12 protein-coding genes are annotated in these 15,074 nt (G+C 72.5%); 5 read left to right on the top strand and 7 right to left on the bottom strand.

Features of this window, described 5'->3' with window-relative positions; translation table 11 throughout:
- Positions 1 to 276: 276 nt before the first annotated feature.
- Entirely contained in the window at positions 277 to 1,461 is a 1,185-nt protein-coding gene (locus tag WMF20_RS44440) for a bifunctional methionine sulfoxide reductase B/A protein (RefSeq protein WP_437607841.1), read from the bottom strand.
- Positions 1,462 to 1,535: 74 nt separating this feature from the next.
- Complete coding sequence (locus WMF20_RS44435) at positions 1,536 to 2,540, bottom strand: hypothetical protein (RefSeq protein ID WP_437607839.1); 1,005 nt, start codon at positions 2,538 to 2,540, stop codon at positions 1,536 to 1,538.
- 167 nt (positions 2,541 to 2,707) lie between these two features.
- Here WMF20_RS44435 and gloB point away from each other — a divergent pair, with 167 nt between their 5' ends.
- The 3 genes from gloB to WMF20_RS44420 all read left to right on the top strand — a co-directional run bounded on the left by gloB (position 2,708) and on the right by WMF20_RS44420 (position 6,225).
- Positions 2,708 to 3,463 (top strand): hydroxyacylglutathione hydrolase, encoded by a 756-nt coding sequence (gloB, locus tag WMF20_RS44430; protein WP_129579913.1) that lies wholly within the window; start codon positions 2,708 to 2,710, stop codon positions 3,461 to 3,463.
- A gap of 66 nt (positions 3,464 to 3,529) precedes the next feature.
- The gene (locus WMF20_RS44425; protein WP_437607838.1) at positions 3,530 to 5,302 is read left to right on the top strand and encodes a 1-acyl-sn-glycerol-3-phosphate acyltransferase; all 1,773 of its coding nucleotides are present in this window, start codon (positions 3,530 to 3,532) and stop codon (positions 5,300 to 5,302) included.
- Positions 5,299 to 6,225 carry an NAD(P)-binding domain-containing protein gene (locus WMF20_RS44420; protein WP_129579911.1) on the top strand — a complete coding sequence of 309 codons (927 nt, stop codon included), beginning with the start codon at positions 5,299 to 5,301 and terminating at the stop codon, positions 6,223 to 6,225. Before WMF20_RS44425 ends, WMF20_RS44420 begins: the two co-directional genes overlap by 4 nt.
- Positions 6,226 to 6,433: 208 nt before the next feature.
- Here WMF20_RS44420 and WMF20_RS44415 read toward each other — a convergent pair whose 3' ends face one another.
- The 5 genes from WMF20_RS44415 to WMF20_RS44395 form a co-directional block, all read right to left on the bottom strand.
- A complete protein-coding gene (locus WMF20_RS44415) occupies positions 6,434 to 6,823 on the bottom strand; it encodes a hypothetical protein (protein ID WP_437607836.1) in 390 nt (129 codons plus the stop codon).
- Positions 6,824 to 7,474: 651 nt separating this feature from the next.
- Positions 7,475 to 8,344, bottom strand: a complete 870-nt coding sequence (locus WMF20_RS44410) for a hypothetical protein (protein ID WP_437607834.1) — start codon at positions 8,342 to 8,344, stop codon at positions 7,475 to 7,477.
- Positions 8,345 to 8,613: 269 nt separating this feature from the next.
- The gene (locus WMF20_RS44405; RefSeq protein ID WP_437607833.1) at positions 8,614 to 9,747 is read right to left on the bottom strand and encodes an SUMF1/EgtB/PvdO family nonheme iron enzyme; all 1,134 of its coding nucleotides are present in this window, start codon (positions 9,745 to 9,747) and stop codon (positions 8,614 to 8,616) included.
- Positions 9,748 to 10,066: 319 nt separating this feature from the next.
- Positions 10,067 to 10,771 (bottom strand): hypothetical protein, encoded by a 705-nt coding sequence (locus WMF20_RS44400; RefSeq protein ID WP_437607831.1) that lies wholly within the window; start codon positions 10,769 to 10,771, stop codon positions 10,067 to 10,069.
- A 230-nt stretch (positions 10,772 to 11,001) separates the two neighbouring features.
- Positions 11,002 to 12,822 carry a right-handed parallel beta-helix repeat-containing protein gene (locus tag WMF20_RS44395; protein ID WP_437607829.1) on the bottom strand — a complete coding sequence of 607 codons (1,821 nt, stop codon included), beginning with the start codon at positions 12,820 to 12,822 and terminating at the stop codon, positions 11,002 to 11,004.
- Positions 12,823 to 13,202: 380 nt separating this feature from the next.
- Between WMF20_RS44395 and WMF20_RS44390 the strand changes: the two genes are divergently transcribed.
- Together WMF20_RS44390 and WMF20_RS44385 are read left to right on the top strand one after the other, a co-directional pair.
- Positions 13,203 to 13,769 (top strand): hypothetical protein, encoded by a 567-nt coding sequence (locus tag WMF20_RS44390; RefSeq protein WP_129579904.1) that lies wholly within the window; start codon positions 13,203 to 13,205, stop codon positions 13,767 to 13,769.
- Between the two features lie 179 nt (positions 13,770 to 13,948).
- Positions 13,949 to 15,055, top strand: a complete 1,107-nt coding sequence (locus tag WMF20_RS44385; protein ID WP_129579903.1) for a M50 family metallopeptidase — start codon at positions 13,949 to 13,951, stop codon at positions 15,053 to 15,055.
- Positions 15,056 to 15,074 lie beyond the last annotated feature (19 nt).

Below are 15,074 nucleotides of genomic sequence, written 5' to 3'. Positions count from 1 at the left end.
CGCTAGAACGCCCCTCCCGCCGTACCCTTGCGCGCTGGCCTGCGCCCCCCACGGGGGCGCGGCCGCCGGCTGCGCGCGCTGGCCTTCCAGGGGAAGGTTAGAACGCCGATCACGTCGAGATTCGGCGAAAATCGACTCAGAAGAGGACCGCAAGGGCGCAGGGGACGCCAGGGAACGAGAAGAATACAATTCCATCTCTGTCCCGTTGCGCCTCTTGCGCCCTTGCGGTCTCTCCTCTTGCTGCAGCCGTCGGAGAAGCGCGCTCGAATCGACGCGTCAGTCGCGCATGTAATGGCACGTGTACCCGTCCGGGTACTTCACCAGGTACTTCTGGTGGTACTCCTCGGCGCGCGTGAACGGCCCGGCCTCCACGATCTCGGTCACGACCGGCGCGCGCCACTTGCCGCTCCGGTCCACGCGCGCCTTCACCTCCTCGGCGACGCGGCGCTGCTCGGGCGTCGTCACGAAGATGGCCGAGCGGTACTGCGTGCCGACATCGTTGCCCTGGCGGTTGCGCGTCGTCGGATCGTGCATGCGGAAGAACCATTTCTCGAGCAGCTCGGCATACGACACCTTCGCTGGATCGAAGACGATGCGCACCGACTCGGCGTGGCCCGTGTCCCCGGTCTTCACGTCGCGATACGTCGGGTCCTCCGTCCGGCCGCCGGTGTAGCCGACCTCCGTCTCGAGGACGCCCGGGATCTTGCGGAGGAGCTCCTCCATCCCCCAGAAGCAGCCGCCCGCCAGGATGGCCGTCTCCAGCGTGGTCTTGCAGCCGGGGGCCTCCCCCGACGCCGGCACGGCGCAGGCGTTCGCGCCGGCCTGCTCCGCCGGCGCGCGGCTCCGGCCCTCGACCTGGGACCGGTAGGCGCCGTAGCCCTCCGCCTCGAGGCGATCGAGCGGGATGAACCGCAGAGACGCAGAGTTGATGCAGTACCGCAGCCCGCGCGGCGCCGGGCCGTCCTCGAAGACGTGCCCGAGGTGCGAGTCGCCGGCCTTCGAGCGGACCTCCGTCCGGACCATCCCGTGGGTCCGGTCCGAGCGCTCCACGACCCGATTCAGCTCGACCGGGCGCGTGAAGCTCGGCCAACCGGTGCCCGAGTCGAACTTGTCGCGCGAGGAAAAGAGCGGCTCGCCGGTCACGGCATCCACGTAGAGGCCCGCCTCGTGGTTGTTCCAGAAGGCGTTGCGGAACGGCGGCTCGGTCGCGTCGCGCTGGGTCACCTCGTACGCGAGCGGCGTGAGCTGCTTCCGCAGCTCCTCCTCCGACGGTTTGCGATAGGTTCTATCCGACATCGTCACAGCCTCCTTGGACTCCGGGGCAGCCTTGCTCGCCTCCCCCGCAGCGCCCGCGCGCCAGCACGCGACCAGGGCGGCGGACGCGACGAGCAAGAGCGCGAAGAACAGGCGTGCAGCGCGGAGCCAATTCATCATCCACCTGGCCGGTCGAGGGTAGCGCATCCACCCCTCCTACGCCGCGCGCCGCCGGCGGTTTCACCCCGCGGCCGCGGCCCCGCGCGGCGCCGGGCTCGGCGTCATGCGCCGCCGCCCTCGAGCGGGGCCTCGCCCTCGGCGGCGCGCCGCTCGAAGCAGTCGTCGGGGATCTCGCGCGCGCGGCGGACGAGCCGGGTCGCCCCGATGAACGCCGTGGTCACCGGATCGTGGTAGCCGCTCGCCCCGTGCAGCCCCGGGACCGCGCGCTGGTAATGGCGCGCGACCCGCTCCATCAGCGCCTCGCGCATGTACTTGCCCACCATCGACGCCATCGCCACGCAGAGATCCGAGGCGTCGCTGTCGCGGACGAACGCGATCTCGCCGAGCCCGGGGAAGCGGTAGACGCTGCGGGCGCGGCCCTCCTCGAGCGCGAGGTGCAGCCGCCCGGCGAGCGGGCCGAACGCCGACCCGTACTTGCCGAAGCCGCCGACCTTGCCGCACACCGCGAAGACCTCCGCGCCGGCGAGGCCGCCGAGCTCGAGGATGAGCCGCTCCATCGCGTGGAGATCGAGCACGAACCGGTTCTTCCCGGCGCGCACCCCGTCGTTCATCCGCTTCGCGCAGAGCAGCACCGAGCGCACGGCCACGATCTCGACCCCCTTGTCGGCGAGCTTGTCGAGATCGCGGCCGATGGCGCGCATCAGCTTGTCGGGCGCGGTGAACCCCTCGCCCTCCGTCGACCAGCACTGCGCCTCGACGTGGCCCGGGCAGAGCGCGCGCAGCGCGGCGCGGTCCTCGAGCGCGACCGCGTGGATCAGCTCGTCGACCGACGACGGCTCGGCGGCCGCCGCCGCGCGGCCGCAGCCGCGGGCGACCAGCGCGCGGGCCCACGCCTCGCCGAGCGAGACGTCCCCGTGCGCGACGAGCTGCTTCGAGTCGCCGAGCCGCTGCGCCAGGGCGCCGCGCGGCGCGCGGCCGGCCGTCTCCCAGCCGGCCTCGGTGACGCGCGACAGGACGGCCGTCACCACCATCGGACCGAGCCGCGGGCCGAGGCCGTTCTCATCGACGCCGATGCGGTAGCGGACAGAGGGCTCGGCGGACGCCATGCACGGCCCCTCTGCCACACGACCGCGCCCGCGTCACGGCGCGCGGCGGCCCGCCAGCGTCATCCCGCGCGCCGAGTCGATCGAAATCGACGAGCGCACCGCATTACGTCATCTGCCCCGAGTTTTTCACAGGCTCCCGGAGCGGGCCGCACTATATTTCTCGCCCCATGCGCATCCTCCCCGTGCCCTGCCTCAGCGACAACTACGCGTACCTCGCGGCCGCGGACGGGCGGCGCGAGGCGATCGTCATCGACCCGTCGGAGGCCGATCCGGTCGTCGCGGCGCTCGAGCGCGAGCAGCTCCGGCTGGTCGCCATCATCAACACGCACCACCACCACGATCACGTCGGCGGCAACGAGGCGCTCCGCCAGCGCTACGGCGACCTCCCCGTCTACGCCCACGCGAGCGACGTCGGGCGCGTGCCCGCCCAGACCGAGCGGGTCGAGGAGGGCAAGCCGGTCGAGGTCGCCGGCCTCACCTTCCGGCCGCTGCACGTCCCCGGCCACACGATGGGCGCCGTGGCCTATTGCGTCGAGGACGCCGTCTTCACCGGGGACACGCTCTTCATCGGCGGCTGCGGCCGCATGTTCGAGGGCACGCCGGAGGTGATGCACGCCTCGCTCTCCAAGCTCGCCGCCCTCCCGGTGCACACGCGCGTCTTCTGCGGCCACGAGTACACCGTGAACAACCTCCGCTTCGCCGAGACGGTCGAGCCCGAGAGCGAGGCCGTGCGCAGGAAGCTCGCGGCCGCCCGCGCGGCGCGCGAGCGCGGCGAGCCCACGGTCGGGAGCACCATCGCCGAGGAGCTCGCGACGAACCCGTTCCTGCGCTGCGGCGAGGCGTCCGTGCGGGCCCGCTTCCCGGGGCCCACGCTGCCCGACGTGTTCGCCGCCGTGCGGCGCGCGAAGGACGATTACCGCTGAGTCACCGGGTCGCGCGCGGCCGTATTCCGCTCGCGCCCGCCGCCTGTTTTCTATACGACTAGGGCCATGGACTCCCGCGCTCCCATCTTCGGGTTCAACGACGCGCGCGACGAGATCGTGCGCACCGTGGTCGACCGGGTCCTCGGCGCCACGAGGGATCCGCTGCTCGCCATGAACGAGGCGGCGTACCAGGAGGCGAAGCGGCTCGAGGGGTCCCGGAAGCCGCAGGACGTCCGCGAGCTCGGCGAGTGGCAGCGGCTCGCCCGCTCGCTCGGCCGCATGCACGACGCGGAGCGCCGCCGCCGCCTCCGCGAGCTCGCCGAGGAGTACGCCTGGGACATCGCGGGGAACTTCGACCGGCGCGTCTACCAGCTGTCGTCGCGGCTGCTGCCGCCGGTCGTGAGCGCCCTGCTCGCGCCGCGCAAGCTCGTGACCGTGGTCCGCGACCCGCGCAAGCTCGTCAGCCTCGAGCTGCTCGCCGACCGGGTGCTCGTGCAGGGCCCGCTCGCGAAGCTCCGGTCGCTCGTGCAGCGCGGCACCGCGGTCTACGTCCCGACGCACCTCTCGAACATGGACTCGATCGTGTTCGGCTACGCCCTCGAGCGCGCCGGCCTGCCGCCCGCCACCTACGGCGCCGGCAAGAACCTGTTCACGAACCCGGTCCTCTCGTTCTTCATGCACAACCTCGGCGCCTACCGGGTGGATCGGCGCATCCGGCACAACCTCTACAAGGACGTGCTGAAGACGTACTCGAGCGTGCTCCTCGAGCGCGGCTACCACTCGCTGTTCTTCCCCGGGGGCACGCGGTCGCGCTCGGGCGGCATCGAGCGGAGGCTCAAGCTGGGCCTGGTCGGCAGCGCCTTCGAGGCCTACACGCGGACGCTGCTGAGCGGCCGCGAGCGCCGCATCTTCTTCGTCCCGGCCACGATCAACTACCTCATCACGCTCGAGGCCGAGACGCTCATCGCCGATTTCCTCTCCGAGGCCGGCAAGGGCCGCTTCATCATCGAGGACGACGAGTCGAGCCGGATCGGCCGCATCGCCTCGTTCCTCCGCAAGCTGCTCGCGATGAACGCCGCGGTGGTCATCCGCTTCTCGGAGCCGCTCGATCCGTTCGGCAACCGGGTCGACGAGCTCGGCCGCTCGTTCGACGCGCGCGGCCGCGAGGTCGACCCGGCGAGCTACGTGAAGGACCAGGACGGCGTCCCGAACATCGACGCGGCGCGCGACGCCCAGTACGCCCGCGAGCTCGGCGAGGAGATCTGCCGGGCGTACGCGCGCGACACGGTCGTGATGGCGACGCACGTGGTCGCGGCGGCGAGCTTCGCCCGGCTCCGCAGCCACGCGCCGGCCGCGGATCTCTTCACGGTGCTCCGCCAGCGCGACGTGCTCACGGTGCCGCGCGACGACCTCGCGGCCGACGTGGTGGCGCTGTGCGATCGGCTGCGCGCGCTGGAGCAGCAGGGGTGCATCGTGCTGGGCGAGGACGTCCGGCTCGGCTCGGGCGGGGACATCGTCGAGCGCGCGCTGCGCGCCTTCGCCGGCTACCACTCGTCGCCGGTGCTCGACTCGCGGCCGGAGGGCATCGCCATCTGCGACACGAACCTGCTCTTTTACTACCAGAACCGCCTCGCCGCGCACGGCGCCGCGTGGGACGTGATCGCGCCGCCCGGCGTTCCTTCTGGCCTGCAGGTCCAGCCGCCGCTCCCGCCGCTCGCGCCGTCCTCGCCGCCTCCGTCGTCATTCGACGAGCAGCAGCCGCGGGGCGCGGCCTCGGCGCGCGGTGACGCCGCGGGCGCGCGCGCGGGCTCGATGAACGGCGCCGGAGGTGGCCGGTGAGCGCGCGTCCGGCGGTCGGGGTCATCGGCGGCGGCTTCTGGGGCGTGGCGCTCGCGCTCGCGGCGAGCCGCACGGGGGCCGAGGTGCTCCTGTACTCGCGCCGCGAGCACCCGCAGATCAACGACGGCCCGCGGATCGTGCGGGACCACGCGGAGGTCGCGCGGGCGCGGCTGCTCGTGATCGCGGTGCCGTCGAACGCGGCCCGGACGGCGCTGCGCGCGCTCGGCGATCACATGGACGGCGCGCACCTCGTGATCCACGGCGTGCGCGGCCTCGAGGGCGAGGCGCTGAAGACCGTCTCGGATCTCGTGCGCGAGGAGACGCCGGCGCGCCGGGTGGGCGCGCTGGGCGGCCCGGTGCAGGAGGACGAGCTGCGGGAGGGCCGCCCCTCGGCGATGGTGTGCGGCTCGCGGTTCCCCGAGGTGCACGCCGCGGTGACCGCGGCGTTCCAGTCGCCCGCGCTCCACGTCTACACGACGCCGGATCTCCAGGGCCTGGAGTGGGCCTCGGCGCTGGTGGGGTGCCTGGCGGTCGGCGTCGGCTTCGCCGAGCAGGCGGGCGCCGGGCCCGGGCTGCTCGCCGCGCTCATCTCGAGGGCGGTCGACAGCGCGGCGCGCATCGCCGCCGCGGCGGGCGCGGAGGAGCGGACGATGCTGGGGCTCGGCGGTTATGGCGATCTGCTCGCGTCGATCCGGCTCGCGGGCCGCCCCGAGGTGATCCTCGGCAAGGCGCTCGCGCGCGGGCGGACGCTCGACGAGGCGGTCGCGGAGGCCCGGCTGCGCGTGGAGGCGATCCCGCTGATCCCGCGCATCGTGGCGTTCGCGAAGGCGCGGCGGGTGGACGGCGGGGTGTTCGAGGCGCTCGAGGCGATCCTGCAGGGCGGCGAGCCGAGGGCGGTCCTCGACCGGATGTTCGCGGCGTGAGGAGCGGCGGTCACCCGCTTCGGATACGGGCCCATCTCGGCGTTTTCGGTGCTCAGCGCACAGGAGTGCGCTTGCGCGCCGAAAACGCCGATCTGGACCCGTCTCCTGTGCGGGTGACCGCCGCTCTGCGACGCTCGTACCAGAGACGGATCAGAACCGCTCTAGACTAGAGCGGCCGTCGGGCTGAGCCGCTCCGGGCAAGGAGCGCTCAGGTCGGACGCGGGGCCAGCGGGCTGCCGGCGGCGGCGGCGGCGATGCGGCGCGCGAGCGCCTCGAAGTCGCGCCGGCAGTCCTGCACGGCGACGGCGTTGCTGCCGATGGCGCCGTCGGCGGGCGTGAGCAGGAACATCGGCTTCCGCGACTCCTGCGCCATGGGCATGAGGCCGCGGTAGTACCGCAGGGTCGCGAGGTGGTGCGGATCCGGGCTGGGCGCGTCCCCGTCCTCGCCGAGGAGCGCCTGGCGATAGGCCTTTGGGATCTTGGGGATCCATCGCTGGTAGGCCCTCGCGGGATACGCCTCACGCGCGGCGTGCTGCAGGATGACGTACCCGAGGGGGCCTGCCTGTGCTGGTCGTCGCCCATGGATCGAGCATGCCACGCCTGCCCCAGGTCGAGCGGCGACGATGGATCGCCGCGTGAAGGAGGTACGGGGAAGCGCGCCGCGCGAGCCGAGCACAGGGTCGCTCGTGGCGTTCTTGCGTCCTGTAAACTGGGTATTGGAGATAGGGCAGAGCGGCAAATTGGCTGGTGTGCGAGTCATCCGCTCCTCGCCGTAGCGCGGACGCGTCGAGCTCATCGAGTAAGCTCGGGGGGCCGATCTCGACAGCGACGGGGCGGTCGGACCGCTCTCTGAACGGTCCTCTCGACAGCGGGAGGGCGGTCGGACCGCCCTTCCGGCATCGATCTCGACAGCGAGAGGGCGGTTGGACCGCCCATCCGGCATCGATCTCGACAGCGGGGAGGCGGTCGGACCGCCTGCTGGACAACGATCCTGGCAGCAGAGCGGCGGTCGGACCGCCCCCGCCGGGGTCGCGCTGTCCCCAACGGGGCGGTCCGACCGCTCGAAGAGCGTGCTTCCAGCGGGATTGGGCCGGTCGGACCGGTCATCGCGGACGCCGTGTGCGCGGCACACCGAGCCGGAGGCCGGCGAGGCCGACGGGGCCGGTCGTTCAGCGCCGCCCCGCCGCCGTCCGTTGCTCCGGCCTCGAGGCGGAGCCTCGCCGCCCCCGCCTCCCGCCCTTCCGCCGCGCTATTCCTCAGGCGCCTCGCCGTCCCCTAGCCCCAGCCCGCGTTCTCCCGCGGGCTCTCCCTCCGCGCCCTCGTCCGTCGCCTCATCCTTCGCCGGCGCCCCGCGCCGCGCTCCGCCGCGCCCCGCGAACAGCGACGGCGCGATCGCGTCGTAGTCCCCCTCGACCCAGCGCAGGTACGTCACGCCGCGGCGGCACTGGTCGTACGCCCGCACGAGCAGCGTGAACGCCCGCGCGCGCCGATCCGCCGGATCGGCCGCCTTGGGCGCCGGCACCCCCGGCTGGTTGCGCGCGCCGAGGGCCACGAGCAGCTCCGGACCGAGCTTCGACGCGCGCTCCACGTCCGGCCACTCCACCGTCGTCTTGTGCTTCACCGCGCCCCACGACTCCCCGAAGAGCGCGGCCAGCGCGACCAGATCGTTGGCCGTGTCGAGGTGGCCGTTGCCGCTCCGGATCTCCGCGACGCGGCCCGCGTCCACGAAGCCCTTGTGCGCGAGGGCCTCCGCCGCCACGAGCAGGTCGGCGCGCAGCGCGGACGCCTCCTCGACGAGCGGCTTCAGCCCGCCCTGGCCCGGGCCGGCGGGCAGCGCCAAGAGGTGCGCGTACCAGGCGCCGAGCGCGTAGCTCATCAGCTTGTCCAGCGCCTCGATCGGGAACCTGGGCAGCTCTTCCAGGAAGCGCGCGCGCAGCGCCTTGAGGTGCGGAACGGCGCCCACGGCGACGGCGACCGCGCGCGGGATATCGACGTTGATGGGAACGACCTTCTCGATGCGATCGAGCTCGGGCTCGATCTGCGCAAACGCCTCGGCAGCTTCATCGGGCGCGCTCGGCCTGGCCGGCGCTGACTTCTTCTTCGTTCTCGCTGTTGCCACGATTCCTCCCTTGCGGCCGCGAAGGCTGTTCGCTCAGCAGGGACATGGGTTGTCCAAGCAAACCGCCCTGCGGCAGGTTGTTCATCGGGCATCCTATCCGGAGCCGCCTTCAGCCCGTCAACAACCAGGCACGGGTGCCGCGCGACGGATTCTTGCCTTGGCGTCTTGGTACGCGCTTCGAGAGAAGCGTTGTGTCCAGCGAGGCGTCTCGTCGAGGGATCGGATCTGGCATCTCCGCTCCGAGCCGCGCGTCGCAGCCTGCCGCGCCGTCAGCCGCCGTCCCGCTGGATCGCGCCTGCCGGCGCCGGCGCCGCCGGCAGCTCGGCGTCATCGCAGCACCGGAATCCCGTCGAGTAGTCGTGATAGGCCGGCTCGTGGGCGATCGTGGTGAAGGTGCAGCCCGGGCCGAGCTCGCTGGTCGTGCTGAAGAAGCCGCCCATGAACACGCCGTTGCCCTCGTGCCAGGGCTGGTCGCGGCGCTCCACGCCCTCGGTCTGCATGCGCATCACGAGCTCGCGATCGACCATGTCGCTGACCCACTCGTGGAGGTTGCCGATCATGTCAACAACGCCGAGCTCGCTGGCGCAGCCGGCGTAATCGCCGCTCCTCGCCAGGAAGCCCGGCTTCTGGTTGAGCTCTGGGCTGTTGAAGTGGCGCTCGTAGCTCCACCCGCCCGGCGGGTGCTCGCCGAAGACCTCTCTCAGGAGGTGGGCTTTGCTCGTGTTGCACCGCCCGCGCTCGCCGCGGGGGCCGTAAGGGTAGCGGTGGACGCCGTTGCCGCGGCAGGCGCGCTGCCACTCGCGCCGCGTGCAGAGGCGCTTGCCGGCGGCGGCGCACGCGGCCTTGGCCTCGACGCGGCTGATGTACGCCTGCGGGAAGACGCCGGCCTCGCTGCGCGCGACGTAGCGGACGCCCGGCTCGGGCCGCTTGAAGTGCGGGTGCACGGCGAGCTCCCCGCCGGCGTCGGTGACCAGGTGCGCCTCGTAGCGGTCGATGCAGAAGCCGCCGACGAGGACCATGTCGGCGGGGCAGGACCCGAGCGAGAGCGGGATCCCGAGCGGCTGCGGGGGGAAGACGGAGAGCGCGGCGCCGGCCGAGCCGGGCGGAGGCGGCTCGACCGGGGCGGCGCTCGCGCCGGCGGCGCTCGGCGCGGGCTCGGCGGATGCGCCGCCCGGGATGGCGGCGCCGGCGTGCGCGCTGCCGGCGGGCGCGGCGGGCGCCGGAGCCGCCGCGAGCGCGGAAGCGGTGGCGGCCGCCGCGAGCGCGGAAGCCGCGGCGGGCGCCGTCCCTTCGGCCGCGTGCGCCACGTGGGCCTGGCCGGGGGCGTCCGCCTTCGCGGCCGGGCTGCCGCCGGCGTCGCTCGGACCGGTGCACGCCGTGAGCCACGCCAGGACGGCGAGCAAGCCCGGCGTCGCGCATCGTGAAAGGCGGCGCCGGGGGAGCGAGGAACTCGAAGGACGGCGGGCACAGAGGCGAGACAGGCGAGCCCGGAGGCAATCGCGGCGCGGCGCGGACGACACGAGGCGGAGTGTACACGCGCCCGGCGCGCGGCTGCGTGGGATCGCGGCGCGCTCAGCCGCTCGCCGCGACGGCGCCGCCGCGCCGCTCTTCTGAGCTCACGTTGATGTAAGTGGGATCACGTCGAGCTGAAGGGGGCGCCTCGGTGACCTGATGAAAGGCGCGCAACGTCGGCCACGCCGGCGCGCCCCGAGAGCGCTGTATTCACGGCTGGTTGCACGGATCTACAACAGCGCCGCAGGTGTCGCTGCAATCCGTGCAGGTGCAGGCATACACGGCGTTGAACAGCTCTTCCGCGTCAGGGTGCGCCGCGTTGCAATCGCTGAAGCACTGCGGCTGAGGGTCGCTCTCCATGCATGCTTGTGCGCACTCGAGCCAAGGCCGGCAGTCCGCGTTGAGCGCGCAGGCGGTCAGACAGCCGCTCTGCCCTGAGCAGCTCAGGCACTCCACGCCGCTGCCTCCTTCCGTCCCCTGGCACTCGCTCAGGCAGCCGGCGAGCTCTGGATCCACGGCATCCCCTGTGAGCGACTGGAGCTGCTCGCACGTCGCGTCGCGCACGCACCGAGCGCCGCACTCCGCCGCCGGCTCTGCGCAGTCGAACGTGAAGAGGTCGCACACGGGAACCCTGCATTCCTCGGCCTTGTCGCACGCCTGATCGCACACGGTGCCGCCCCCGGCGCCGCCCGCTCCGGTCGACGTCGCCGTCGTGGACGCGGCCGTCGTCGAGCTGCTGCTGCTGCTCGCCCCCGTCGTGCTCGACGTCGTGCTGCTCGTGGTTCCCCCGCTGCCGCTCCCGCCGCTCCCGCCGCTCCCGCCGGGGTTCTCCGTCGTCTCGCCCGAGCAGGCCGCGAGCGTTCCGCCCGCAACGAAACAGAAGACGAACACAAGAGAAGAAGTCCTGCCGCGCATCGCCGTCCTCCTTGGGCGCGCCGCGGGCCTTCCATGTGATTACCCCCAGCGCCGCGCGATCGTTCGCCTGCTGCATTCCCCCGGCAAGACTTTTTTGCCAGCTCGATGTCCCCGCGCGAGCGTTTCCGCGCCAGCGTCCGCCGACCGCCCGCTCCGGCCGCGCCGGCGCTCTTGCCGCCGGCGCTCTTGCCGCCGGCGGCGCCCTCAGGCGGTCGTGCCCCCGCGCCCCCTCAGCCCGGCCCCGGCGACAGCGCCCCGAGATCCGCGCCGCCGCGCTTCTCGCCGAGCAGATCCAGCGCCGGCACCTCGCGCGCGTCGCCCTGCCCGAGCAGCATCTTGGACGACCGCTTCGGCCTGAAATCCGGCCGGTTCGGGTTGAGCTTCCACCAGCCCCCCTCCACGACCACCCACGGCTCGTCGCCCGCGCGCACCACCTCCGCCGCGAGCCGCGCGCGCGTGATGCCCGTGATCGCACGCGTCTCCGGCAGCGCCGCCGCCAGGCGCTTCAGCCCGTCGGGCATCCCGCCGTAGCTCACCTGGGTCACCACGTTGTGGCCCGCGTCGAACCGGTAGATGCTCGTGCTCAGCACCTCGATCGACGGCGAGTCGTCGCTGACGAGGATGTTGTTCCGCAGCCGGCAACCCCAGCTCCCGTTGCCGCACTGGAGCGCGGGCCGGCCCCGGGTGCTCATGACCACGGTGTTGTTGCGGATCAGGTTGTTGCGGCAGCCCCAGAGCGGCAGCGCGTCAGGGCCGCTCACCTGCTCCGGAGAGCGCGGGCCCGGCTCCACATAGGCCTGGTCGAACGGGTTCCCGTTGTCCCACTGCGCGATCCCGCTGCCGAGGTTGCCGTAAATGAGGTTGTTCTGGATGACGGAGTCCGACACCCCCGCGAGGTTGATCGCCCCGCCGCCGAGGCGCCCGTTGCCGTTGATGACGTTCCGCTCGATGATGAAGCTCACGCCCCGGCCGTCCGGAAACCCGTGCTCGCCGAACCGGTCGGTCGCGAGCTTCATCAGCCCCGTGGCCCAGGCGCGGGTCGGCTCCCTGCGCGGATAGCCCCGGAACGACGGGTGCTCCAGCACCGCGTCGAGCGAGGCCTCCGGATCGAGGTTCGCCTGGAACCCGCTCGCGCTGTTGCCGAAGAACACGTTGCGACGAACCACGTAGTTGTCCGAGCCGTCGGACACGTAGGCGCCGTGCTCGGCCGCAGAGAAGGCGAACAGGTTGTCCTGCAAGAGGACGGTGTGGCTGTCGGTGGAGTGAAACCCCCAGGTCCGATGGTGATGAGAGAAGTTGCCGACGATCGCGATGTGGTGCGCCAGCCTGCCGGTCTCGCCGAACGCGCCGTCGATCATGATCCCCGCCTTCGGCGTGCCCGCGCTCTGCCTGTCGGGCCCGCTGCTGCCGGCGAGGCGGAACCCCTCGATCACCACGTGGTGCGCCCCCTTCAGGTAGATCATCCAGTTCGGGTCGGCGGCGGCCCCCCGGTGGATCACGACCTCGCCCGGGCGCCCCATGGCCTTGAAATGGATGTACCGCTCCTGAGCGGCGCTCGGCTTCTCGCCGAGCGAGAACCCCGCGTACGCGCCGGGCAGCACCGCGATGAGATCGCCGCCGCGGGCCGCGTCGGCGGCGTCCTGGAGCGTCGCGAACGCGCGCGCGACCGGCAGATCCTGCGGCTCGGCCGCGGCGCCCGGCGCGTTCAGATCGAGCGCGGCGACGCGGATCGTGGCGGGCGCCGGCGCGCCCACGACGAGCGCGCGCTCGTACCGCCGCTGCAGCTTCAAGGTCTGGCTCACCCACGCGTCGGAGTCGCGCGTCTTCACGAACGGCTCGACGGCCGCGGGCGAGGGCGGCTCCGCGGGCGCGGCGGGCTCGGCCGGCGCGGGGGCCTTCTTCTGCGGCGCCGTCGGCTGCGCCTGCCCCTCGGGCGGCGGCCCAGCGACGTGGATCGTGGCGCTGCAGGCGAGCGCGGCGGCCGCGACGAGCGCGCCGCCGATGCGCGCGCAGCCACGGGCCAGCTGGATGACGCTTGTCGGTCCTCTCATCTCGACGCTCCCGGGAAGGCCGCCCCCGCCGCGGCGCGCGGGCTCATGCGGCGCCGGCTCTGTTTACCCCGAAGCGCGCGCCTCAGCCAGACGAGCTCGCATCGCGGGAGCGGGCTCGCGTCCCGGCGCGGGCTCGCGTCGCGGGAGCGGGGGCTCACGTCGCGGCGCGGGCTCGCATCGCAGGAGCGGGGAGCTCATGTCGCGGCGCGGGCTCGCGTCGCGGGCGCGCGGCGATGGCTCGCGTCCGGCGCCGCTGCGCGCTCCGCTCCGCGCGCGGCGCGCCGCGCGAGGTGCGACATCGCCATCCAGGGGCGGCCGCCGTGACCCGGCCCCGTGGCCGTTCGCTTCCTTCGCTGCCGTTCCTTTGATACGAAGAGCCCATGAAAGCGCTCCCCTCGCTCGTGAGTGTCGCTCTCGCTTCGGTCACCCTCCTCACGCTCGCGCCCGAAGCGCAGGCGAACATCAAGAATCCGAACGATCACCCCGACTACGTGGCCGAGCTCGAGCCGCACGCGAACTTCGTCTTCCTGCACCGCGACTACGGCCTGCGGCGGCGCGGGTACAGGTACTACGAGGGCTTCGGCGACCCGGAGTTCGGCCTCGGCTTCCGGGCCACGATCGAGCTCGCCGACCCGGCGTTCATCCCCAGGCTCAACAACACTGTCGGCATCTCGTTCGGCCTGGATTTCACCAACTGCACGTACTGCCGCCGCGACTTCACCATCTGGAGTCCGGTCACCATGCAGTGGAACTTCTTCTTCAACGACAAGTGGAGCGCCTTCGCCGATCTCGGCGCCGTCCTCCGCACCGACGGGTTCTACGACAGGGTGTGGTTCGATTTCGTCACCATGGTCGGCGGCCGGTACCACTTCAACGACGACATCTCGCTGACCATGCGGATCGGCTATCCCTTCTTCAGCATCGGCGCGTCGTTCTTCACCGGCTGAGCTGCGCCGCGCCGCCTCTTCGGCGGGCTGGACCGCCCGGAGCGCTGCCCTGCTGCGGCGGGGGCTGGGGGGATAGCGCCCGGCCTCCGCCGTGGGCGGCGGGCTCTTGCCGGGGCAGGCGTACGGGGCGGACATCGGGCGCGTGCGGATGCGCCCCACCCTGGTTAGACTAGCCGGAGATGGTCGGCTGGTATTTCGTAGGCATCCTCGGGCTCGCCCTGCTGATGGTGGTCCATGAGGGAGGGCACTACCTCGCCGCGCGCGCCTACGGCATGCGCGTCCTGAAGTTCTCGATCGGCTTCGGTCCCACCTTCTTCAAGGTGGTCCCGAAGGACGGGTACTTCTGGTTCACGACCGCGGCGGACAAGGTCCGCGTGCGGCTCTGGCGTCACGACCCGGTGAAGCACGGCCCCACCGTGTTCCAGGTCGCGATGATCCCGTTCCTCGCGTACGTGCAGATCGCGGGGATGAACCCGCTCGAGGAGGTCGACCCCGAGGACAAGGGCAGCTACGCGAACGCGAGCCTGATGGGCCGGATCGCCGCGATCTTCGCCGGTCCGCTCGCCAACTACCTGTTCGCGTCGGTGCTCTTCTTCGCCAGCCTGATGACGGGCGGCAAGCCCTACCGCCTGACGGACATCGGCGTGGTCGCCGGGATGCCGGCCGCGGCGGCCAACCTCAAGGACGGCGACCGCATCGTCGAGATCGACGGGGCCCCGGTCCAGGACTGGGAGAAGATGGCGGAGATCATCTCCCGCAACCCCGGCCGTCCGCTCGACATCGTGGTGGAGCGCGCCGGCGAGCGCGTCCAGGCCCAGGTCACCCCGGTGAACGAGAACGGCGCGGGCAAGATCGGCGTGATGGCCATCGGGCCGATCCAGTCGGCGCCGGTGACCGCGAAGGAGGCCGCGGTGCTCGCCGTGACGAAGCCGCCGAAGGTCGTGCAGAGCCTGGTCGTCGGGCTCGGCCAGTACCTGACGGGCAAGGTCGAGGGCGAGCTCGGGGGCCCGAAGCGGATGATCGAGGAGACGGCGCACGCGGCCAAGCGCGGGTGGGCCGAGGGGCTCGAGTTCCTCGGCCTGCTCTCGGCCTACCTCGGCGCGTTCAACCTGATCCCGTTCCCGGCCCTGGACGGCGGCCGCCTGATGTTCCTGTTCTACGAGGCCGCCACGCGGCGCAGACCGAACGCCCGCATCGAGGCGCACATCCATCTGGTCGGCGTGTTCATGCTGATCGGGCTGATGCTCTACGTCACCGCGAACGATTTCGGCCTCGGGTCGAAGTAGCGCCGAGCCCGCGCCTCCC

Source organism: Sorangium sp. So ce834 (assembly GCF_051521425.1).
Taxonomy (GTDB): Bacteria; Myxococcota_A; Polyangia; order Polyangiales; family Polyangiaceae; genus Sorangium; species Sorangium cellulosum_D.
Note: the sequence above shows the minus strand (reverse complement) of the source record. Positions and strands in the feature narration are given on the sequence as shown.

Excerpts from the sequence above, each read along its gene's own strand:
- WMF20_RS44440 (WP_437607841.1), bottom strand. The coding sequence starts at position 1,461 with ATGCGCTACCCTCGACCGGCCAGGTGGATGATGAATTGGCTCCGCGCT.
- WMF20_RS44435 (WP_437607839.1), bottom strand. The coding sequence starts at position 2,540 with ATGGCGTCCGCCGAGCCCTCTGTCCGCTACCGCATCGGCGTCGATGAG.
- gloB (WP_129579913.1), top strand. The coding sequence starts at position 2,708 with ATGCGCATCCTCCCCGTGCCCTGCCTCAGCGACAACTACGCGTACCTC.
- WMF20_RS44425 (WP_437607838.1), top strand. The coding sequence starts at position 3,530 with ATGGACTCCCGCGCTCCCATCTTCGGGTTCAACGACGCGCGCGACGAG.
- WMF20_RS44400 (WP_437607831.1), bottom strand. The coding sequence starts at position 10,771 with ATGCGCGGCAGGACTTCTTCTCTTGTGTTCGTCTTCTGTTTCGTTGCG.
- WMF20_RS44395 (WP_437607829.1), bottom strand. The coding sequence starts at position 12,822 with ATGAGAGGACCGACAAGCGTCATCCAGCTGGCCCGTGGCTGCGCGCGC.
- WMF20_RS44390 (WP_129579904.1), top strand. The coding sequence starts at position 13,203 with ATGAAAGCGCTCCCCTCGCTCGTGAGTGTCGCTCTCGCTTCGGTCACC.
- WMF20_RS44385 (WP_129579903.1), top strand. The coding sequence starts at position 13,949 with ATGGTCGGCTGGTATTTCGTAGGCATCCTCGGGCTCGCCCTGCTGATG.